The following is a 21,220-nucleotide window of genomic DNA, read 5'->3' as shown; positions in this document are numbered from 1 at the left end:
CTTCCGACATGACGCAGACACCGAACGGCCGGGGCGCGCTGAGGATCTACCTCGGTGCCGCTCCGGGCGTCGGCAAGACCTACGCCATGCTCGGCGAGGCGCACCGGCGTGCGCAACGGGGCTGCGATGTGGTCGCGGGAGTGGTCGAGACCCATGGAAGGGTCAAGACTGCCGAACTGCTCGACGGCATCGAGATCGTGCCGCCACTCGTGACGCGGTACCGCGGGGTGGCGGTGTCCGAACTCGATGTCGACGCTATCATCGCCCGGGCGCCGGCGTTGGTGCTCGTGGACGAACTCGCGCACACCAACACCCCCGGCGGTCGGCGAGCCAAGCGGTGGCAGGACGTCGAGGACCTTCTATCCGCCGGGATCGACGTGGTGTCCACCCTCAACGTGCAGCACCTCGAGAGCCTGAACGATGTGGTCGAGCAGATCACCGGGATTCGTCAGCAGGAGACGGTCCCCGATTCGGTGGTGCGCACGGCCGAGCAGGTCGAACTGATCGACGTGGCCCCGGAAGCTTTGCGGCGCAGGCTCTCTCACGGGAACATCTACCCGGCGGAGAAGATCGACGCCGCTCTGGGGAACTACTTCCGCCAGGGCAATCTGACCGCACTGCGCGAACTCGCGCTGCTGTGGATAGCCGATCAGGTCGACGCCGCTCTCGCCAAGTACCGCTCGCACCACCACATCACGGACACGTGGGAGACGCGCGAACGCGTCGTGGTCTCCGTGACCGGCGGGCCGGAATCGGAGACCCTGCTGCGTCGGGCCAGCCGAATCGCCTCGAGGTCCAGTGCGGAACTGATGGTGCTGCACGTGGTGCGCGGAGACGGGCTCACCGGACTGTCCGCTCCGCAGATGGGGCCGGTCCGCGTGCTCGCGGCCGGACTGGGAGCCAGCGTGCACACCGTCGTGGGTGACGATGTTCCGGCGACGCTGCTCGACTTCGCGCGGGGAGTCAACGCCACCCAGTTGGTGATCGGTACGTCGCGTCGATCGCGGTGGGCTCGCATTCTCGACGAGGGCATCGGCGCCGCCGTCATCGCGAATTCCGGGAAGATCGACGTGCACATGGTCACCCACGAGGAGGTGGCCCGGCGCAGGCGGCTCGGTCGTCTCGTCCCCCAGCACCCGACGCACCGCCGGGTCGCGTCGTGGGTCGCCGCCGTGGTGGTGCCCGCCGCGGCGACGGCTCTGTTCACCGTCGTGGATCCGTATCTCGATCTGGGCGGGATGAGTGCGCTGTTCTTCGTGGTCGTGCTGGGGGTCGCCCTACTCGGCGGGGTGGCCACCGCGGCGCTGTCCGCGCTGGTCTCCGGCTTTCTGCTGAACTTCTTCTTCACCGGCCCCCGGTACAGCCTGACGATCGCCGAACCGAACAACTTCGTCACGGCCGTGGTCCTCCTCGTCATCGCCGTCGCCGTCGCCGCCCTGGTCGACTCCGCGGCACGGCGCGCGGCTCAGGCTCGGCGGGCGTCCCGGGAGGCCGAGTTGCTGACCCTGTTCGCCGGAACCGTCCTGCGCGGAGGAGATCTCGACGCTCTGCTCGAACGTGTGCGCGAAACCTATTCGCAGAGAGCGGTGTCCATCGTCCGGGACGGATCGGTACTGCACGCGGTGGGAGAGCAACCCCCGACGACGGTCGACGACGCGGACACCGCCGTCGAGACCCCGGACGGCTCCACCACCCTGCTCCTGGCGGGAACGCGCACCGGGGCCCGCGATCGGCGGGTGCTGACCGCCGTGGCGAACCAGGCACGAGGGCTGATTCGGCAGAGCGAGCTCTCCGACGCTGCCTCCGCCGCAGCGGGTCTGGCGGAAGCGGATCGCTTGCGCCGTGCCCTGCTGTCGGCAGTGGGCCACGATCTTCGTACCCCGCTCGCGGCGGTCAAGGCGTCGGTGTCCAGCCTGCGCAGCGCCGACGTCGAGTTCTCCCCCGAGGACACCGCGGAGCTGTTGGCGACGATCGAGGAGTCGACCGATCACCTGACATCGCTGGTGGGCAACCTGCTCGACTCCTCCCGACTCGCAGCCGGTGTCGTGCGTCCCGCTCTGGTCGAGGTCTACGTCGACGACGCGATTCAGGACGCCGTCCGCGGCCTGCCCGCTCCCTCGGTCGCACCGGGTCTCACCGTCGAGGTCGGTGATGTCGCCGTGCTCGCGGATCGGGGACTCCTCGAACGAGTGCTGGCGAACGTGCTCGACAACGCGGCGCGGCACGCACCGGGGTCACCGGTCGACGTCGGAGCCCGCACCGTCGGAGATCGAGCGGTGGTCACCGTCGCGGACCACGGGCCCGGCGTCGTGGCAGGACACGAGGACCGCGTGTTCGACGCGTTCCAGCGATCGGGAGACCGGGACAACAGGACGGGCGTCGGGCTCGGGTTGTCGGTGGTTCGCGGGTTCGTCGAGGCGATGGGCGGATCGGTCGCCGTCTCGGCCACGACCGGTGGCGGCACCACGGTGACGATCGACCTCGCTCGGGCCGGGGCCGACCGTGACCGCTGACGACGTGGTCCGCACGCGAGTGCTCGTGGTCGACGACGAACCGCAGATCGTGCGCGCACTGCGTATCAACCTCAGCGTCCGCGGTTACGACGTGCTGGTCGCCGACACCGGAGCCGGCGCCCTGAGAGCCATTGCCGCCGAACACCCCGACGTGGTGGTGCTCGACCTCGGTCTCCCCGACATGGACGGCATCCGCGTCCTCGAGGGGATGGCCGGTTGGAGCGACGTACCGGTGATCGTCTTGTCCGCGCGCACGGACAGCAGCGACAAGATCGATGCCCTCGACGCGGGAGCCGACGACTACATCACCAAGCCGTTCGGCATGGAGGAATTCCTCGCACGCCTTCGCGTGGCGGTGCGGCGGCGGGCCGCGATGACCGCTCCGGCCGACCCGGTGGTGGTGACCGATGCGTTCACCGTCGACCTGACGACGAAAACCGTCACCCGCGACGGCGAGGCAGTCCATCTGACCCCACTCGAATGGGGCGTGCTCGACACCTTGGTCCGCAATCGCGGCAAACTCGTCGGACGCCAGGAACTGTTGCGAGCGGTGTGGGGACCGGGCCACGATCACGAGAGTCATTACCTGCGAATCTATCTGGGGCAGCTACGGCGCAAGCTCGAACCGAACCCCTCGCGGCCCCGCCACCTGATCACCGAGACCGGAATGGGGTACCGGTTCGTCGAGTGAAGGGCTGCACGGGGAACGACCGTTTCGTATCGTGGAGTAAGTACGTTTGCTGACGAGGCGCTTCTCGGTCTCGCTGCCAGTGGCGCCGCCGCATCCTGCTTTTGACCGGAGGTAGACCATGAACAGCACTCTGTGGAGCCCACGGTTCGCGGCGGTCTACTTCGCCGTTGCCGCGCTGCTGACAGTGCTCTACGTCGTCATCGACGCGTCCTTGATCATCGTCACACCGCTGATTTTGATCCTCGTAGGCATGGGTGTGGCCGTCCTGCTGAACGGCAGGAAGACCGCGAGCTGACGGCGGACTCCGCTCGACAGGCTGTTGCGAGGCGAAGACGGGTCGGTCCACAAGGCCGTTCATCGGCGATTCCGACGCCATTCCAAGCGACCGGACAGTCAGATTCGACTCACGCGGATCGACCGCCCGGTTTCCGCTCGATGATCGGAACGAACCCTGATCTCACTGCGAATTTCGATGTGAGGCATGCGCCGAAGTCCGGAAAAAGTCGAGTAAATGGATGTTGCTTCGGCTATATTTCCTGGCATTGCCGCCATTACTGGAATGGCTGCCCGGGACCACCGAGGAATGCCATGTCAGTCGATCAGCACACCACCGACGCCGTGTCCGGCGATCCACGCGACACGCGCCGGCGCAAGATCCGCGCCCTCCTCGCCGGCGGGTTGGTTCTCGGTATCGGCGCGGCGGTGACCCTCGCCGCCTGGACCGACAACGTGGTCGGCGAGGCCGAGTTCTCCGCCGAGAACTGGAACGTCCAGGGTGACTTCTCCGCCGATGGAAGTGGGGCCTGGGCTGAGTACGCCACGGACGGCACTGCCGGAACCTTTACCTACACAACAGGTTTCGACGCCCTGAGCCCCGGCACGACGGTCTACTCGCCGGTCGCCCTGCGGGTGGGAACCGCCGCGGGCGCGGGCGGTGCCTACGACGCTAACGTCACCCTTCTCGGCGCGACCAACCCCGGGGGCGGCGCCCTGGGCGAATTCCTCAGGTACACCGTGTCCAGCGGAGTGTCGGCCACCGACTGCAACAGCGGAACCCTGGCCGGCGGAACGGCCATCGTGGCACCGGACAGCACCCTGGACACCGGGAGCGCGGCCAACGCCGTGATGCTCCCCCTCGACGGTGCAGCCGTGCCGCTCTGCTTCGCCGTCACGCTGCCCCAGACGGTGGCACCCGACGTGGTCGCCGGGCAGACCACCGGACGCGTCGTGTGGCAGTTCGAGGCCACCGCGGTCGTCTGACCTTCGTCACGGATCTCGCCGTCCCATGCCCCGCCACGCGCAGCCTCGGCGCCCCCGCTTCGGCGTGAGCCGTCGGGCGCGGCTCGTCGCCGCCTCCGGGCTGATGGTGGGGACGGCGATCGCCGCCGTCACCACCACCGGGGTCGCGGCCACCTGGAGCGACCGGGCCTTCGGCGAATCCTCGTTCGCGGCAGGGATATTCGGGTTCGAATCGTCGGTGGACGGCGGAGCGACGTGGGCGACCCACCCCGAGGGAGCACCCGCGGAGCTGGCACTCGGTACGGGCGGAAGCGGAATGTTGCCGGGGACATCGGCATTCGGTGCCGTCTCGCTGCGATCGATAGCCGCATCGCCGGCCGTGTCCATGACGATCGACGGGACCACGCCCACCGCATCGGGACTGGGGGCGGTCCTGCAGTACACCGTGGTGCGGTCTCCGACGTGCTCGAGCTCGAGTTTCGACGCGGGCGCGACCTTCGTGGTGGGCGCATCCACGGCCGGCGTCGCTCTCTCCGCGGATTCCTCCACCGGCGCGCTGACACTGCCCGCCGGTGCCCCCGAGAACCCCGGAGCAGAGGTGCCACTGTGCTTTCGGCTGACCCTTCCCGACACCGCGGCCGTCTGGAGTACCCCCGGAATCAGCTCACAATCTCTCACCGCGACGTGGACCTTCCTCGGCACCGAATGACCGCCCCGACTCCCAGCAGGAAGCGACCATCATGACCGCCCAGCACGCCGCACCTCCCCGCCGCTCCGTCGCATCGCGGCTCGGTGACGCGCTGCTGACCGTGCTGGCCCTGGGCGGCGTGGTGTGCATCGCGCTCGTCGCGGCGGCTTTCCTGTTCAACGTTTCGCTGATCATGTTCAAGACCGGATCCATGGCGCCGACCATTCCCACGGGTTCCCTGGCGGTGGTGCGCGAAGTGCCGGCGGACTCCGTGGTTCCGGGCGACGTGGTGACCGTCGACCGCGGCGGCGAACTCCCCGTGACGCATCGCGTCGTGCGCACCTCGCCCGCGCTCGACGGCGCCACTTTTCTGGAGCTCAAGGGCGACGCAAACGAGTACGAGGACCCGGCCGGGTACAACGTGACCGAGGTCCGCAAGGTCCTCTGGTCCGTCCCCGAGATGGCGAAAGCGATCGTGTGGATGTCGAACCCCCTCGTGCTCGGCACTCTCACCATCTCGATGGCGGTCCTCGTGGTCGCCGTGTTCTGGCCCCGGACGCCCGCCCCGCGCCCCACTTCGCAACCCGGGCCGCGACAGTGACCCGCCGCAGACGGTCGTCGATAGCGATCCTGTTCGCCGTCGTGATCACGGTCGTCGGTCTCACCGTGCGCACCACCGCCACCGATGCCGCGTGGACCGGTCGAGACCACCTCGCGGCGAACGTGAGCTCTGCATACTGGCCCACCAGCGGGTACGCGAGGGCGGAGGCGGGACGGGTGACGGACGTGAATTTCGGCCTTGCTGTTTTACCCGGTGGGAACCCTTTGCCGTGGGCCGGACCGACCGCCGAACGAACCGCCGTCACACCGGGGGCGGCGAGCGCCGAGCTTGCCGGCCCATATTCCACCGACGGCGTTCTGGGACTCATCGATGCCTTCACCGCCAGCGGCGCAACCGGAGATGCCATCGGTGGAACAGCTTGCGTCAACTACTCATGGGGACCAGGCAACCCCGAGCAATGCGGGTCGGCGCCGCAGCGGGTCTTCGCGTCCGGGTCACTCTCGTCGTATCGCATCCGCGCGAACCTCCTGTTGGGAATCGGAGCCGTCGACGTGGTGACGGTGCCGTCCCCACTGACAGCTACGGCGGCTTGCAACCTCACGTCACCGACCGCGGTGAACACCGCCGTGACCGCTCGGGCCGCGAATGCCGGGGCGGGGAACCAGGGGACGCTTCGGGTGCGCGGAAACAACGTCAATCTGCCTTCGGCGAACGCTACGACGAACTTCTCTTTCGCACAGGGCGTGCTATTGGATCTGACGCCCGGAGTCTCGGGAACATTGACAAGCACCGTGACTGAAAGCCCATCCGAGGCCAGCACGAGACTTGTTATGAACGGACGAATTGTCCGACTGGGCGTGCTCGACATTCGGTTCAGAGCAGTGCTGATGGACGTTTCCTGCGGCACGGCCGCATCGCCCCCCGCTCCCCTGTCGACCGGCCTCGCCGCGGCGCGCGTCGCCGCACCACCCGTCGAGGGCGAGCCCGACATCACCGACCCCGAATCTGTCGAGACGCCCGCCGAGGATGCGTCGGACACCGTCGAGACGAGCGAGACCGTGACGGACGCGCCTCGGACGGACACGGTCGAGACGAGCGCGCCCGAGACGACGACCGACGCCGAGGTCACGCAGACGACCACCAGCGTTCCGTCGACGACCACCGCCTCGAGCACCACGGCTACCGCGACCACCACCACCCCGACGACCGCCGTCCCTACGACCACAATCCCCACGACCACGGTTCCTTCGCCGACCGCCGTCCCTACGACCACAATCCCCACGACCACGGTTCCTTCGCCGACCGCCGATCCGTCCACAACGTTCAGCGGTCCCACGACCGGCGAGGTGGCACGGTTCGTCACCGCCGACGGTCGTTCCTGCTCGGCGGGTACGGACCCGGGTGCCTTCGCCTGCGACGACGGCACCACCCTGACGTTCGACCCCGACGCTCTGTCGACGGCCAGCGTGGACTCGGCAATCATCGACGGCGTCTGGACTCCGGTCACCGCATCGGGGGTGCGTGTCCCCGTGATCTCCGCGGTTCGGGGCTGACGCCGCTACCGTCCGACGCGGCTGCGCAGACTGCGACCGAAGCTGCGGAGCGGACTCACGGATTCGACTGTCGGTGCCGGGTAGATGCGTTCGGCCAACGCGGCTTTCGCCGATCGGGCCCGCGCAGCGTCCTCGGCGGTGAATCCTCCGGCCCGAGGTGGAGCCGCCGGGAGTTCCGCCGCCGAACACATCGTCCAGCGCGACCCCGCGTCGAGCAGGGACCGATGCTTGATCGGGTAGTAGTCGTCGCGGCCGGCCAGAATCACTCCACTGCTGCCCGCTGCTGCCGCGATGAGATGGGGGTGAAATCGCGTGCTCACCCAGGTCTGCTCGGCGGTCGCCGGCAACCCGTGCATCCAGAGCTCGGTGAAGGGGACGAAGACGGCGTCGGGAAGCAGCGGGGCGAGGCGGTCGAACACCACCCGATCGATACCGGGAATGCCCTCGACCACAGCGACATCCGAGCTCGGCAGGCCCCACTTCTCCAACAGTGCGGCGACGGCATCGACCAGCCCGTCGAGCCCGCGCCCGTTGTCGAAATCGTCCATCAGATCGGCCTGCAGGCACAGCACGACGGGGCAGCGGGACGCGTCGGACTCGGTGTCGTAGGCACCGTCGTCGATGCCGAGCCAGGCGTCGTCCCCGGTTCGTGACGCGTCCACCGCACCGCCGAGAAGTTCGACCGACGGAGCGTCTCGGACGTCGACGACATCGAACCGCGACAGCCACCGGTGTAGGAGTTCGCCATCGCTCGCGGGAGAGAGTCCCTGCCCGGTGGCCACGAGCCGACCACCGGATCGTTCCACCGCCGCGGCCGCGGACCCGAGCAGCGAGACATGATGGGGCCATACCGCATTGATGTATCCACCGCCGACCAGATGCACCACATCCGCTCGGGCCAGGAGTTCGATGCCGGTGACGATGCGGCAGAGGATGCCCGGATCGTGCACCACGCGGTGCGAGAACTCCACGGCCTCCGCGGGCGGCAGATGCGCCGACTCACCGCAGATGCGCCACACGGTGTCGACGAACGTCGCTCGCGGATGCTGGTCGGCGTGCAGGGCCGCGGCCTGGCCGGGAGTGTGGCAGTCCACGACGACATCGGCGTCGGGGCGCACCCGCGCGAGGTACCGCATCCAGGCCCGCAGAATGAACTCGTCGCCGTAGTTGGGGTGACCGGCCGGCGCGATCAGGTACACGAGCTCGGCGCGCGGCGGTGTGCTCGGTGTCGTCACGGGTGCCGTCTCCGATCACGCCGAGTCCATGGCTTCCCACCTCGACGGCGACGGGGCGCGTACGACTCGACCTACCGACACCCCGGTCTCGCACCCTACGCGGTAGTGTCCGTTTCGGGCGAATAATCCGTTTCCGGACTCGACGGTCGGTAAGGAGTACTCCTCGCGAAAACGCGCCTCGAGTTGTACGCACACACCGATCGCGACACTGCGAATCCTCAGCGGGAAGATCTCGGCGAGCATGAGCCAGACGAGCGGCCCGATGGTGCCCTGCAACCGAAGGTTCCGACCACGCCGTTGATGACGCCGGTGTCGTAGCCGAAGAGGAGGCCACCGAAAGTCGCAACCACCGCGATGACGCCCAGTCGCTGCGAGTGCGGCCCCGCGGTGTCCGGCGGTAGCGCTACGAGTATTCCTCTCGCACTGGCGCGAATCGTGGACGTCCGCACCCGCTCAGCAGGTGTGGACGTCCACGATTTCGCGGTTCGCGTTGACACACCGCGTCCGATGAATCTACCTTTATCCTTAAGTTACTTAATGATCGAAGTGGGTGGGACATGGACGTACACGATTCCGACGACGACGGTGCCGTCGCCGAACACGAGGCCCCGCGGGCTCGTCGACACTCGACGTTCCTCGACCTGTTCCACGAAGCCCACAGCGACAGTTCCCGCATCGACCCGGTCTGACGCCTCGATTCTGCGAACGAAACGTGCAGGTGCTTCCGAAATATCGTACGCACGTGCATGATTCGCGCGCTGAATCGAAACCGACGCGTCAGACTCCCGTCGCGGACACCACACCCCACAGCGCGAACGTGATCAGGAAGCCCGCGATACCGAGGACCGTGGTCAACACCGTCCACGTGCGCAGACCGTCGGCGACGGACAGGCCGAGGAACCGCGTGACCACCCAGAACCCCGAATCGTTCACGTGCGAGAACCCGAGCGCACCGAAACCGGTGGCCAGCACCAGCAGGGCGACCTGCACGACGGTGTAGTCCCCCGCGGTGACCGCCGCACCGAGCAGACCCAGCGTGGTCACGATGGCCACCGTCGCCGATCCCTGGGACGCACGCAGGGCTGCGGCGACCACGAACAGCGAGACGATGAGCGGAAGTCCCGCCTCCGACAGCGAACCCGCCAGCGCATCACCGATGCCCGATTCCGTCAGGACCCGGCCGAACACACCGCCCGCGCCGGTGACCAGGATGATGATCGCGGCCGGTGCGAGGCCCGCGTCGAGCGCCTGACCGATCTGCTGCGACGACAGTCCGCGACGCACTCCGAGGATCAGGTACGCGAGCGCGGTGGTGACCAGCAGGGCCACGGCGGGCGCGCCGACGAATCCGAGCACTCCGGCTGCGGTGGAGTCCTCCTCGACGATCAGTCCGCCGACCGTGCCGAACATGATCATGACGATCGGCAGCAGAATCAGCCCGACCACGGGGAGCCAGCCGGCCGGCTTCTCGCGTCCGGCCCGCACGACGGGATCGTCGTCGTCGGCATCGGCGCCCGTGCTGGACGAACCCACCGTCACAGCGGTTCTCGTATTCGCGGCGAACGCCGCGAACGATCGGGCCGTCTCCGGCGACATCGTGATGTCCCGACGGTTCAGGACGCGGCCGACGTAGTAGCTCAGCACGCCGAGCGGCAGGCAGATGATCAGGGACAGGATGGTGAGCCAGCCCAGGTCCGCGTCGACCAGGGCGGCGCCGCCCACCACACCGGGGTGCGGCGGAACGGTCACGTGGATGGCCAACATGATGCCGGCGACGGGCAGGCCCACCTTGACCGGATCGACCCCGAGTACGACGGCGAATCCGTAGATGATCGGGACGAGGACGATGAAGCCGACGTCGAAGAACACCGGGATGGCCAGCAGGAACGCGACGGCGACCAGGGCCGCGACGAGACGCTTCTGCCCGAACACCTCCCCGGCCTTGTCCGCCAGAGACCGTGCCCCACCGGAGATCTCGATGAGTTTGCCGAGCATGGTGCCGAGGCCGACGAGCAGCGCGACGTTGCCGAGTGTGCCTCCCATGCCGGCGACGACGATGTCGATCACCTCCCCGAGCGGGATGCCGGCGACGATCGCGGTGAGGATGCTGACGGTCAACAGCGCCAGGAACGCGGGCACCTTCAGTCTGATGACGGCGACGAGAAGTACAGCGACGCTCGCCACGGCGACGAGCAACAATCCGGTGGTACCCACGACGTTCTCCTTCGAACTGGGGCAGGGATAGGGAAGGGGTCAGTGCGAGGGGCGGTTCGGGGCGACCGCCTTGATCACCGCGGAATCGTCGGCGCCGCCGAGACCCTGCGCCTGGCCGATGAGGTAGAGCTGTTCCGCGGCACTGGCCACCGGTGTCGCGAGACCGAGGCCGCGCGCAGCGGTGGTGACGATGCCCATGTCCTTGACGAAGATGTCGAGGCGGCTGAGCACCTCGGCCCCGTCCTCGTCGTAGGCCTGGAGAACGCGCGGACCACGGTTGCCGAGCATGAACGACGCGGCCGCACCGCTCTGCAACGCGTCGAGCGTGGCATCGAGGTCGAGCCCCAGCGAATCCGCCAGGGCCAGAGCCTCGGCCGCAGCCGCGATGTGCACTCCGCAGAGAAGCTGGTTGACCGTTTTCAAGGCCTGGCCGTCGCCGGGGTTGTCCCCCACGACCACCAGGGTCGACGCCAACGCGTCGAGCACGGGTGCGGCGCGGTGACGGGCATCCGGCGTGCCGCCGACCACCACCAGGAGGTCTCCGGAGCCGGCGCGCGCGGGGCCACCCGAGAGCGGCGCGTCGACCAGGTCGACGCCGAGTGGTTCAAGCTGTGCCGCAGCAGCTTTCACGGGATCGATGCCCACGGTGCTGGTCATCAGAACCACCGCGCCGCTGCGCAACGACGACGCGATGCCGGCGTCGCCGAACAGGACGTCGTCGAGTTGGGCACCGTTGCGGACCGCGAGAAGAACCACGTCGGCGTCGGCGGCCGCGGCGGCTCCGCTCGCGTGCGTTCGGATTCCCGACTCGTCGGCCAGGGCGGATCGCTCCGGGTTCGGGTCGAAGCCGTGCACCTCGACCACCGTGGCGAGATGGCGGGCCATGGGCAGCCCCATGGCGCCCATTCCCAGGACGGCGACGCGGGTCGGGGCGGAGGTGTGGACGTCGGTGGTGCTCATGCGATGCCTTCTTTCGACAGGGTGCGGACGACGTCGGTCAGGGACGTGGTCCCGCCGACATTGCCGGCGAAAACGATGTACGGAATGTTCAGCCCCGGGCCGTCTTTGGGCTCCCAGAGCGAGACGATGCCGGGAAGCATCGGGCCCCTGACCACGGCGCGGCTCATCCCCAACCCGTGGGCGGCCAGATCCGAGGAGGTGATGCCACCCTTGGCGATGACGAACCGGGGAGCCCGGATCTCGAGCACGCTGCGCACGATGTGCACGAGAGCGGCCGACACCTGGCGGGAGATGTCCAGGCTCTCGGCGCCGTCGGTGGTCTTCACCAACTTCCGAGAGGTGCTGAGCACCACGGTGCTGTCGGCCAACCCGCGGCCGACGGTCTCGACCAGTTCGGCGAGGTGCGCCGCACGGCGCTCCGGGTCGATGACGGTCGGCACGTCGAGCACTACCGACGTCTGCTCGATGTCGCTCGACCCGAGGTCGTCGAGCTGGCGGGTGGTGAGACCGACGTGCGAGCCGACCACCACGAGCCCGCCGGTGTCCGGGCCGCCGGACGGGAAGACGTCGGCGGCGGTGAGCGGTTCACGTCGATCCTGTCCGATCAGTCCCCGGACGAAGGGCGGGCCGACCCGGTGGACGAAGCGTCGGCCCCGGCTCTGCGAGAGGTGGATGCCGTGGGCGACCGTGCGCAGGTCCTCCTCGACCACCATGTCGACGATGACCGGCACCGCGTCGCGCGCCGTGTCGAGCAGTTCCGCGACGCCCTCGGCGCCCCGCGTCCTGATCGTGTGCAGTCCGATGTGCACGACGTCCCGAGCGGTGATGCGTCCCGCCGTCTTTTCCTCGACCCAGTCCGACAGGGCCGACGACGAGTAGCCGAACGTGGCGTCCTGTGCGAATTCAGTCTCGGCGGCGGGCACGGCGCGGCCGCCCTGCTGCGGATCGAGAAAGTAGTGGACACCGTCGACCGTCACCCTCCCCGCGTCGGGAAAGGCGGGGACGACGACGACGCCGTCGATGGTCGATGGGGTGCCCTCGAAGGCGTCGATCTCCTCGACGAGGGTGTCGGTCTCGAGCGGGAAGTGCCCACGCAGGGTGGAGTCGCTGCGCGAGACGAACGACACCGTGACACCGAGTCGTCTCGCGACCGACTGTGCGACGCGTGCGATCTCCCGGTTGCGCTGCTCGGCCTCGGCCGGATCGAGGCTGCGGGTGTTGGTGAGGACGTACACCGCGGGCACGTCCTGCGCGAGCGCCCACTCGAGGTGCTCCTCGTCCCAGCGGGTCAGGACCGGGAGGTCGTGGACCGATTGGGTCCCGGTCGGATCGTCGTCGAGGACGACGAGAATCGGTGCCGAGGCCGCCGCGTCGTGGACGCTGCGGGCGCTGACCTGCGGAGCGGGTGAGTGATCGGCGAGCAGTTCGTCGAGGGTGGGCATGCCGCCTCCTGGCTAGACATCAGATGTCTGACATCTTGCGTTGTGATGACGGTCATGTCAAGAACTCGTGTCGCCCGCCGTCACACCTCGCGGTCGGCGATGACGAAAGCCTGCAGATCGTCGAGCGTCTGCTGCATGTGATCGGCCATCGCCGAGCGGGCCTGCTCCGGATCCCCCGCCGCCATCCCCGCCACGATCTTCTCGTGCATGCCGATCGCGTTGCTCTGGATGGCCGGCACCGCGGACGTCTCCCGCCGAGTCTGCGCGAGCAACCGACGTACGGGGTCGTACACCGCCGGCACCAGAAGATTTCCCGACGCCGCCAGAATCACGTCGTGGAAGGCCAGATCCGCCTCCACGAAACCGTCGATGTCACCCGACTCGTGCGAGGTGCGCATCCGATCCAGGTGACGGCGCAGCGCCTCGATGTCCTCGGGCGTGCACCGAGACCCGGCCAGCTCCGCCGCACCGACCTCGATGATCCGCCGCATCTCCAACATCTGGATCGACACCTCGTGCGCACGACCGTTCGCGGCGGCAGCGCGAACGACCGCCTCGATCGACGTCCACTCGGAGACCTCGTTGACGTAGGTTCCCTTGCCCCGCACCGCAGTCAGCACGTTGATCGCCGCCAACTGTTTGAGCGCCTCGCGCACCGTCAGCCGCGAGACCTCGAACTGATCACCGATCACCGTCTCCGACGGCAGCATGGTGCCCGGCGGGAGCTGTCCGGACACGATTCTCTCCAGCACCTCCTGGGCGACGACCGCCACCAGCGAGTCACGCGCCACGATGCTCTGCTCCTCGGACAGTCATGATCGACACTATAGAGCCGCCTCTCGGGCCCCCCGCGCGCGATTCTGCGACCGAAATGTGTGGCCGCACGCGAAATATCGTCCGCAGAAACATATTTCGTTCGCAGAATCGCGAGGACGCCCTCACAGATCGCTGCGAATGCCCGCTTCGCGCTCGATCTCCGCCGTTTCCTCGTCGAGATCGCCGCCCGGAGCACCGCCCGTGCGCCACACCGGGACGACGGCCCGCTTGTGCACGTCCTCGAGCTCGAACCCGAGCGCAGCGTAGAACGCGACCACCGCGAGCAGCAGTCCCGTCCACCCCGCCACCGCCATCCACTGCGAGACACCGCTGGTCTCGGCGATCCCGGTGATGATGTATCGCGTCGCACTCAGAAGCATTACCCCGACTGCCAGTTTCTTGGCGGTGCCGGCGGCCGCGGGGATCAGAATGGCGAGGCCGGACAGGATGAGGACGACGCCCAGTCCGGGGTTCGTGGTGCCCGGTGGCGTGATGAGCGTGGCCACGCCCAGCGTGGCCCAGGTTCCGGTGAGGATTCCCATCCCGGTCCCGGCGATCGGATCGCGGGCGAGGAAGCCGAGCACGCAGGCGACGAACTGCACCGGAACCGAGAACGCCAGCACCGCGACGGCGACGATCGAACCCTGCTCGGGCGGAATCCAGTTCAGCTGCAGGGTGCTGAAGGCCGCGGTGCCGAAGAAGAGTCCGATGAACCCCAGCGGCAACGGGTTCCCCATGGGCCGCAGGACGATCTGAACGCGACGCTTCTCCGCATCCCTCGTCTCGTGGCCGCCCTCCCCCGCGCTCACTGGAAAACCGCGAGTGGATCGGGGGCGATGCTCATGACGTTCCTCCGGGGTCGGACGGTGCGCGGGACGTGCACAACCTTCGCACGAATCGGACGAACCCGACTCAGGTGGAGCGATGCGCGTCGACCCACGCCTGCAGCTTCTCCGCCGTGCCGGTGCCGGGAACCGGGAGGTAGACCACGATGTGCAGGTCTCTCTGGTCCACCGGCGCCACTTGGTGGTGCTCGAGGTGGAGGTCGCCGACCACCGGGTGTCGGAACGTGCGCTCCCGCGACGCGAATCCCTCGACGTCGCGGCTCTCCCACCCCTGCCTGAACGGTTCACTGACGTCCAGGAGTCGATCGATCAATCGACGGAACTCGACGGTCCCGAGCGCCGGCCCGGCATCGGCACGGAATTCCGCGAGGAAGCGGCGGCTGTCCACCTGCCAGTTCGGAAGTAGTTCTCGCACATACGGATCGGTGAAGACCAGCCAGAGCAGATTGCGATCGACCGCGGCCACCTTCTCGACTCCCGGGTACAGGGCCCGGTAGGCGTCGTTCCATCCCACGATGGACCACTCGGGCCGCACCGCGAACGCAGAACGCGTCCAGCAAGCGCTGCACCGAAGGCGGCGCGACGGGGCCGCTGTCGGGCGGTGTTCGCGTGGAGTGACCGGCGAGGGCCAGCACGTAATCGTGTTCGGCCGGCGTCAATCGCAGCGTCCGGGCGATCGCGTCGAGTACCTGCCGCGAGGCGCTGATGTCACGCCCCTGCTCGAGCCAGGTGTACCAGGTGAGGCTGATGCTCGAGAGCGACGCCACGTCCTCGCGACGCAGCCCGGTCGATCGGCTGCGCGGCGACGGCGGCAGTCCGACCCGCGCCGGAGCCAACGCGGCGCGACGCGTCCGCAGGAACCGGCCGAGCTCGGCGCGAGCGATGCTCGACGCGTCGGGACTCGAGGGGTCGGCCACACCCGCGAGTCTAGGGTCGATGCTCGGCTCGAACCGGGTGCTCGCGGTACCAGTATCGATACCGCCTTTCCCGCACGCCACGGCGTCGGCACGCTGAACGGCATGCCTTCGTTGCGATCACGCACAGTCACCCACGGACGAAACATGGCCGGCGCCCGCGCACTCCTCACCGCCGCCGGGGTGAACAGCGCGGATTTCGGCAAGCCCATCGTCGCGGTCGCCAACAGCTTCACCGAATTCGTGCCGGGCCACACTCATCTGCAGCCGGTCGGACGCATCGTCTCCGACGCCGTCACCGCGGCCGGCGGCATCCCTCGCGAGTTCAACACGATCGCCGTCGACGACGGTATCGCGATGGGGCACGGCGGGATGCTGTACTCACTACCGTCCCGCGACCTGATCGCGGACTCCGTCGAGTACATGGTCGAGGCGCACTGCGCGGACGCGCTGGTGTGCATCTCGAACTGCGACAAGATCACTCCCGGCATGCTGATGGCGGCACTGCGACTGGACATCCCCGTCGTCTTCGTCTCCGGTGGGCCCATGGAGGGTGGGACGGCGGTTCTCGTGGACGGCACGGTACGTACCCGGCTGACCCTCGTCTCGGCCATGACCGATGCTGCCTCCGAGCTCGTCTCCGACGACGACCTCGCCCGGGTGGAGGACGCCGCGTGCCCGACGTGTGGCTCGTGCTCGGGCATGTTCACCGCCAATTCCATGAACTGTCTCACCGAGGCCCTCGGACTCGCTCTTCCCGGAAACGGGACCACCCTCGCCACTCACACCGCGCGTCGGCGGCTCTACGAGGACGCCGGTCGTACCGTGGTGGACCTCTGTCGGCGCTTCTACGACCACGACGACGTCCGCGTCCTTCCCCGGCAGATCGCCACGCGGGCCGCGTTCGACAACGCGATCTCCCTCGACATCGCGATGGGCGGGTCGACGAACACGATCCTGCACCTGCTCGCGGCGGCAAGGGAGGCGGATCTGGACTACACCCTCGACGACATCGACTCACGGTCCCGGAAGGTGCCGTGCCTGTGTGCACTCGCGCCCAACGGGCACTTCCTCGTCGAAGACGTACACCGCGCCGGCGGTGTGCCCGCGATCCTGGGCGAGCTCCGCCGTTCCGGTCATCTGCACGAGGACGTGCACACCGTGCACGCCGAGTCGCTCGCCGAATGGCTCGATCGGTGGGACATCCGCTCGGGAACCGCCGACGCCGACGCCGTCGAGTTGTTCCACGCCGCGCCGGGATGCGTGCGATCGGTGACTGCATTCTCCCAGTCCGAACGCTGGCAGAGCCTCGACCTCGACGCCGCGCGGGGATGCATCCGCGACACCGCCCACAGCCATTCCGCCGACGGGGGGCTCGCCGTACTGCGCGGCAATCTCTCCGCCGACGGGTGCGTGGTGAAGACCGCCGGCGTCGACGATTCGATCCTGATGTTCACCGGGTCTGCCGTGGTGGTCGAATCGCAGGAGGACGCATGCGAGGCCATCCTGTCGGGACGCATCGTCGCCGAGGACGTTCTGGTCGTGCGATACGAGGGCCCACGCGGCGGCCCCGGCATGCAGGAAATGCTCTATCCCACCGCATTTCTGAAGGGCAGGGGGTTGGGCGCGCAATGCGCACTGATCACCGACGGACGATTCTCCGGCGGGACGTCGGGTCTGTCCATCGGGCACGTGTCCCCGGAGGCGGCGGCGGGTGGCGTCATCGCCCTCGTCCAGGACGGCGACACGATCACCATCGATATTCCGAAGCGCACCATCACGTTGAACGTCGACGACGGGGAGCTCGCCCGTCGCCGTGAATCGTTGCCCACGTACGAGCCTCGTGCTCGAGAGCGCCGGGTGAGCCCGCGTTGCGCGCGTACGCGCGGCTGGCCCTGTCGGCGGACAAGGGCGCGGTACGCGACGTCGACGCGCTGAGGTGATCACCGTTCCGACTGCTCCCGCACGATGATCAACGGGCAGTCCACGAGATGGCTGAGCGACCGGCTGGTCGACCCCAGGGACAACCCGCCGAAACCACCGCGACCGCGCGCCCCGACCACCACGGCCTGCGCGTCCGTCGACAGCTCGCGGATAGCGCCGACCACGTTGTCGTGCACCACGATCGGCTCGACCGTCACCGTCGGATACCGATCCCGCCACGCCCCCAGGCCCTCGGCGAGGACGGTCCGCTCCGCGGCCTCGAGAGCAGCGGCGGCGTCGGCGCGATAGCGCTCGGGAACGATCCGGTCCGTCCAGGCGTGCACGGCCACCAGTCGGGCCCCTCGCAGCGAGGCCTCCTCGAAGGCGACCGCGATGGCGTCCCGGTTCGACGTCGACCCGTCGACACCCACCACCACCGGACCGTCCCGGTGCCCGGCGGCCGGAACACCGCGAACGACCACCACCGGGCACTCCGCGTGCCCCGACACCCCCGCGCTGACCGAGCCGAGCATCTCGGCGAAGTACGCGCCGTTGCCGCGAGAACCGACGACCAGCATCCGAGCCGACCGCGCTTCGTCGAGGAGAATCGGGATCGTCGGTCCCGGCGCGGCAACGGTGGCCACCGACAGTGCGACGGAATCCTCGGTCGCGCGTCGGGCGATGGCGTACGCGGCCTCCAGCATCGCCGTCGTCGCGCGCTTTTCCGCCTCCCCCTCGTCCGCCGGGACGGCCGCGAGCGTCGTGTAGATGTGATCGTCCTGGTAGGTCGAGACCAACTTCATTGGCACGCCTCGGAGTTCGGCGGCGCGGGCCGCCCAGCGGACGGCGTCGAACGAGGCTCCCGAGCCGTCGACTCCCACGACGATCGGTGCGGTGTTTCTCATGCGTTCTCCTTCGATCGGGTCGAACCGGACGGCTCTCTGTCACCCGGTTCGTCGTGACGGTTGCGCAGGCGCTTGTCGATGGCGACGACGAGCGAGACGACGGCGGTGATCGCCAGGATGCGACCCCAGGTACCGATATCGATCGGAGCGGTTCCGAAGACTGCGTTCATCGCGGGAACGTAGGTCAACGCCAATTGTCCGAGTATCTGGACCCCTACCCCGACGATGATCCACCGATTCGTGAACAGCCCGAGTTGCCAGGCAGATCGGGTCAGAGAGCGGCAACTGAACAGGTACGCGATCTCGACCACCACGAACAGGTTGAGCGCCGCGGTCCTCGCTTCGTCGAGGCCGGCGCCGTTGGCCTGCTCCCACGTGAACATCGCCCACGCTCCGGCCACGAGCAGAGACGACACCAGGAGAATGCGCATCACGAGCGCTCGGGTCAACAGCGGTTGGTCCGGCCGTCGGGGCTGCCGTGCCATGATGCCCGGCTCCTTGGGTTCGAACGCGAGCATCAACCCCAGAGCGACCGCTGTGGTCATGTTGATCCACAGAATCTGCGTGGGAAGAATCGGGAGAGCGGTGCCCACGACGATGGCGACCAGGATGACGAGACCCTCGGCGAGATTGGTGGGAAGGGTCCACGCGATGAACTTCGTGAGGTTGTCGAAGACTCCTCGGCCTTCCTCGACCGCGGCTTCGATGGTCGAGAAGTCGTCACCGGTGAGCACCACGTCTGCCGCATCCTTGGCCACTTCGGTTCCGCTGTGTCCCATCGCGATCCCGATGTTCGATCGCCGAAGAGCGGGTGCGTCGTTGACACCGTCGCCCGTCATGGCAACGACCTCACCGCGGGCCTGGAAGGTCTCGACCAACCGGAGCTTCTGCTCGGGGGATGCCCGCGCGAAGACGACGGCCTGGTGCACGGCCTCGGGGTACTCGGTGGCGGACAGCGTCGCCAGATCGGTCCCGGTGAGAATGCTTCGGTCGTGACGTTCGTGCGCGGCCAGTACACCGACCTGACGAGCGATGACCTCGGCCGTGGTCGCGTGGTCTCCGGTGATCATCTTGACCGAGATACCCGCTGCGCGGCATGCGGCTACGGCGGCGGTCGCCGCGTCCCGAGGAGGGTCCATCATGGCCTGCATACCGACGAAAACCAGAGCGCCGTCCAGGCTTTCGTGTGTCAGTTCCGCAGAGTCCACCGTTCGGCTCATGGCGGTGGCCAGGACACGCAGCCCTCGGGACGCGAGTTCTTCCGCGGCCTGCGAGATTCGCCGATGGTCGATCGGAACGAGCGAGCCGTCGGCCGCCATGACATCGGTGCACATCGCCGACACCCGTTCGACCGATCCCTTCACCAACACGACGGACTCTTCCCGAATGCGGTGACGAGTGGCCATGTACTGACGCTCGGAACCGAACGGGATCGCATCCGTGCGCTCGCTCGACGGTGGGAGATCCACGCTCGTCTTGCCTGCCGCGACGATCATCGCGCCCTCGGTCGGATCTCCCAACACCGTCCAGACGTCGTCGACCTTGCGCAGGGACGCGTCGTTGCAGACCGCGCCGACGGTCAGACACCAGGTCAACGCCTCGTCGTCCTCCAGGACCACGGCGGTGCCGTCGGCGTCGGTCACGTTCCCGGCCGGGTCGTACCCCGATCCGGTCACGTCGAAGTGCGCGTCCGGCGTCCACAAAGCCAACACGGTCATCTGATTCTCGGTCAACGTGCCGGTCTTGTCCGTGCAGATCACCGTGGTACTGCCCAGCGTCTCGACCGCCGGCAACTGTCGGATCACGGCACCACGGCGCGCCATCCGTGAGACACCGATGGCGAGAGTGATGGTCACCGCCGCGGGAAGCCCCTCCGGGATGGCGCCGACCGACAGCGCCACGGCCGCGACGAACGTGTCGGCGACGTCCTGTCCACGGAGCAGTCCGATACCGAACGTCACGCCGGCGAGGGCGAGAATCGCGAAGGTCAACACTCGGCCGAATTCGGCGAGCTTCTTGGTCAACGGTGTCGCGAGCGGACTGGCGGACCCGACGAGGTGGTGGACCCCACCCAGCTCGGTGTCGACGCCAGTGGCGATCACGGTGCCGCTACCGGTACCGGCAGTCACCAGGGTGCCGGAGTACGCCATGTCCGTTCTGTCCGCGAGCAACGCTCCGGCCGGCGTGACGACCACGTCTTTGGTCACCGCGGCCGATTCTCCGGTCAGCGTCGACTCGTCGACCTGCAGTGCCACCGTGTCGGTCAACCGTAGGTCTGCGGGAACCTTGTCACCCGGCTCCAACCGGACCATGTCACCGGGAACCAGGCCCTCGGACGGCAGCTCACCGACCATTCCGTCGCGCACCACGCGCGCCGGGGTCCGCGCCAGAGAACGCAGACTTTCCAACGCCGAGCCCGCCTTGGACTCCTGCACGAAACCGATGACCGCGTTGGCCACGACCACGGCGAAGATGACCGTCGAGTCGACGTACTCCCCCAGGACAGCGGTCACGACGCCGGCGACGATCAGGACGTAGATCAACGGATTGTGGAATTGCGCGAGCAGACGGCGGAGCGGGCCCGGGCCGGTGTTCGGGGGCAGAACGTTCGGGCCGAACAGAACCAGTCGTCGAGCTGCTTCGTCGGAGGCGAGGCCGTGCACCAGGTCGGTGTCGACCGACAGCGCCACGTCCTGGACGGACATTCCGTGGGGGTCGGT

General features: G+C 68.2%; 17 protein-coding genes and 3 pseudogenes. 9 read left to right on the top strand and 11 right to left on the bottom strand.

Annotation, left to right across the window (positions count from 1 at the left end):
- The first annotated feature begins 8 nt into the window (after positions 1-8).
- The 7 genes from ACY466_RS05555 (at position 9) to ACY466_RS05525 (ending at position 7,246) form a co-directional block, all read left to right on the top strand.
- Positions 9-2,513, top strand: coding sequence for a sensor histidine kinase (locus ACY466_RS05555; protein ID WP_463250504.1), 2,505 nt, complete (start codon positions 9-11; stop codon positions 2,511-2,513).
- Positions 2,503-3,204 (top strand): response regulator, encoded by a 702-nt coding sequence (locus ACY466_RS05550; protein ID WP_463250502.1) that lies wholly within the window; start codon positions 2,503-2,505, stop codon positions 3,202-3,204. The genes ACY466_RS05555 and ACY466_RS05550 overlap by 11 nt, the downstream gene beginning before the upstream one ends.
- A gap of 118 nt (positions 3,205-3,322) precedes the next feature.
- Complete coding sequence (locus tag ACY466_RS05545) at positions 3,323-3,499, top strand: hypothetical protein (RefSeq protein WP_463250500.1); 177 nt, start codon at positions 3,323-3,325, stop codon at positions 3,497-3,499.
- A 293-nt stretch (positions 3,500-3,792) separates the two neighbouring features.
- Positions 3,793-4,464: a SipW-dependent-type signal peptide-containing protein gene (locus tag ACY466_RS05540; RefSeq protein WP_463250499.1), complete on the top strand. Its 672-nt coding sequence runs from the start codon at positions 3,793-3,795 to the stop codon at positions 4,462-4,464.
- 25 nt (positions 4,465-4,489) lie between these two features.
- On the top strand, positions 4,490-5,152 hold the full coding sequence (locus ACY466_RS05535; RefSeq protein WP_463250497.1) for a hypothetical protein: 663 nt from the start codon (positions 4,490-4,492) through the stop codon (positions 5,150-5,152).
- Between the two features lie 31 nt (positions 5,153-5,183).
- Complete coding sequence (locus ACY466_RS05530; protein ID WP_463250495.1) at positions 5,184-5,732, top strand: signal peptidase I; 549 nt, start codon at positions 5,184-5,186, stop codon at positions 5,730-5,732.
- Between the two features lie 41 nt (positions 5,733-5,773).
- A complete protein-coding gene (locus ACY466_RS05525; RefSeq protein WP_463250494.1) occupies positions 5,774-7,246 on the top strand; it encodes a hypothetical protein in 1,473 nt (490 codons plus the stop codon).
- A 5-nt stretch (positions 7,247-7,251) separates the two neighbouring features.
- Here ACY466_RS05525 and ACY466_RS05520 read toward each other — a convergent pair whose 3' ends face one another.
- Positions 7,252-8,481: a polysaccharide pyruvyl transferase family protein gene (locus ACY466_RS05520; RefSeq protein WP_463250492.1), complete on the bottom strand. Its 1,230-nt coding sequence runs from the start codon at positions 8,479-8,481 to the stop codon at positions 7,252-7,254.
- Between the two features lie 186 nt (positions 8,482-8,667).
- Positions 8,668-8,757: pseudogene (locus ACY466_RS05515) on the bottom strand (MFS transporter); the annotation flags it as partial.
- A gap of 281 nt (positions 8,758-9,038) precedes the next feature.
- Between ACY466_RS05515 and ACY466_RS05510 the strand changes: the two are divergent.
- Positions 9,039-9,170, top strand: a complete 132-nt coding sequence (locus ACY466_RS05510) for a hypothetical protein (protein ID WP_463250490.1) — start codon at positions 9,039-9,041, stop codon at positions 9,168-9,170.
- A gap of 88 nt (positions 9,171-9,258) precedes the next feature.
- Here the strand turns inward: ACY466_RS05510 and ACY466_RS05505 are convergent, their stop codons facing one another.
- The 7 genes and pseudogenes from ACY466_RS05505 to ACY466_RS05475 form a co-directional block, all read right to left on the bottom strand.
- Positions 9,259-10,695 (bottom strand): GntP family transporter, encoded by a 1,437-nt coding sequence (locus ACY466_RS05505; protein WP_463250488.1) that lies wholly within the window; start codon positions 10,693-10,695, stop codon positions 9,259-9,261.
- Between the two features lie 39 nt (positions 10,696-10,734).
- Positions 10,735-11,655, bottom strand: a complete 921-nt coding sequence (locus ACY466_RS05500) for an NAD(P)-dependent oxidoreductase (protein ID WP_463250486.1) — start codon at positions 11,653-11,655, stop codon at positions 10,735-10,737.
- Positions 11,652-13,097: a four-carbon acid sugar kinase family protein gene (locus ACY466_RS05495; RefSeq protein WP_463250484.1), complete on the bottom strand. Its 1,446-nt coding sequence runs from the start codon at positions 13,095-13,097 to the stop codon at positions 11,652-11,654. The genes ACY466_RS05500 and ACY466_RS05495 overlap by 4 nt, the downstream gene beginning before the upstream one ends.
- Positions 13,098-13,177: 80 nt before the next feature.
- The gene (locus ACY466_RS05490) at positions 13,178-13,888 is read right to left on the bottom strand and encodes a FadR/GntR family transcriptional regulator (protein WP_463250481.1); all 711 of its coding nucleotides are present in this window, start codon (positions 13,886-13,888) and stop codon (positions 13,178-13,180) included.
- 147 nt (positions 13,889-14,035) lie between these two features.
- Positions 14,036-14,722: an acetate uptake transporter family protein gene (locus ACY466_RS05485; protein ID WP_463250479.1), complete on the bottom strand. Its 687-nt coding sequence runs from the start codon at positions 14,720-14,722 to the stop codon at positions 14,036-14,038.
- Positions 14,723-14,825: 103 nt separating this feature from the next.
- The gene (locus ACY466_RS05480) at positions 14,826-15,272 is read right to left on the bottom strand and encodes an MmyB family transcriptional regulator (protein ID WP_463250478.1); all 447 of its coding nucleotides are present in this window, start codon (positions 15,270-15,272) and stop codon (positions 14,826-14,828) included.
- Positions 15,273-15,456: 184 nt separating this feature from the next.
- Positions 15,457-15,675, bottom strand: a pseudogene (locus ACY466_RS05475) (helix-turn-helix domain-containing protein); the annotation flags it as partial.
- Positions 15,676-15,777: 102 nt separating this feature from the next.
- On the opposite strand from ACY466_RS05475, the pseudogene ilvD reads away from it, so the two are divergent.
- Positions 15,778-17,615, top strand: a pseudogene (gene ilvD, locus ACY466_RS05470) (dihydroxy-acid dehydratase).
- Here the strand turns inward: ilvD and ACY466_RS05465 are convergent.
- Positions 17,616-18,500, bottom strand: a complete 885-nt coding sequence (locus ACY466_RS05465; protein WP_463250476.1) for a universal stress protein — start codon at positions 18,498-18,500, stop codon at positions 17,616-17,618.
- Positions 18,497-21,205, bottom strand: coding sequence for an HAD-IC family P-type ATPase (locus ACY466_RS05460; protein ID WP_463252141.1), 2,709 nt, complete (start codon positions 21,203-21,205; stop codon positions 18,497-18,499). The genes ACY466_RS05465 and ACY466_RS05460 overlap by 4 nt, the downstream gene beginning before the upstream one ends.
- Positions 21,206-21,220 lie beyond the last annotated feature (15 nt).

This window comes from Rhodococcus sp. K11/5 (genome assembly GCF_055193735.1).
The sequence above is the reverse complement of the archived record's forward strand: the minus strand, read 5'-3'. Positions and strand labels throughout refer to the sequence as shown.

Excerpts from the sequence above, each read along its gene's own strand:
- ACY466_RS05555 (WP_463250504.1), top strand. The coding sequence starts at position 9 with ATGACGCAGACACCGAACGGCCGGGGCGCGCTGAGGATCTACCTCGGT.
- ACY466_RS05545 (WP_463250500.1), top strand. The coding sequence starts at position 3,323 with ATGAACAGCACTCTGTGGAGCCCACGGTTCGCGGCGGTCTACTTCGCC.
- ACY466_RS05540 (WP_463250499.1), top strand. The coding sequence starts at position 3,793 with ATGTCAGTCGATCAGCACACCACCGACGCCGTGTCCGGCGATCCACGC.
- ACY466_RS05535 (WP_463250497.1), top strand. The coding sequence starts at position 4,490 with ATGCCCCGCCACGCGCAGCCTCGGCGCCCCCGCTTCGGCGTGAGCCGT.
- ACY466_RS05530 (WP_463250495.1), top strand. The coding sequence starts at position 5,184 with ATGACCGCCCAGCACGCCGCACCTCCCCGCCGCTCCGTCGCATCGCGG.
- ACY466_RS05510 (WP_463250490.1), top strand. The coding sequence starts at position 9,039 with ATGGACGTACACGATTCCGACGACGACGGTGCCGTCGCCGAACACGAG.
- ACY466_RS05500 (WP_463250486.1), bottom strand. The coding sequence starts at position 11,655 with ATGAGCACCACCGACGTCCACACCTCCGCCCCGACCCGCGTCGCCGTC.
- ACY466_RS05495 (WP_463250484.1), bottom strand. The coding sequence starts at position 13,097 with ATGCCCACCCTCGACGAACTGCTCGCCGATCACTCACCCGCTCCGCAG.
- ACY466_RS05465 (WP_463250476.1), bottom strand. The coding sequence starts at position 18,500 with ATGAGAAACACCGCACCGATCGTCGTGGGAGTCGACGGCTCGGGAGCC.
- ACY466_RS05460 (WP_463252141.1), bottom strand. The coding sequence starts at position 21,205 with ATGTCCGTCCAGGACGTGGCGCTGTCGGTCGACACCGACCTGGTGCAC.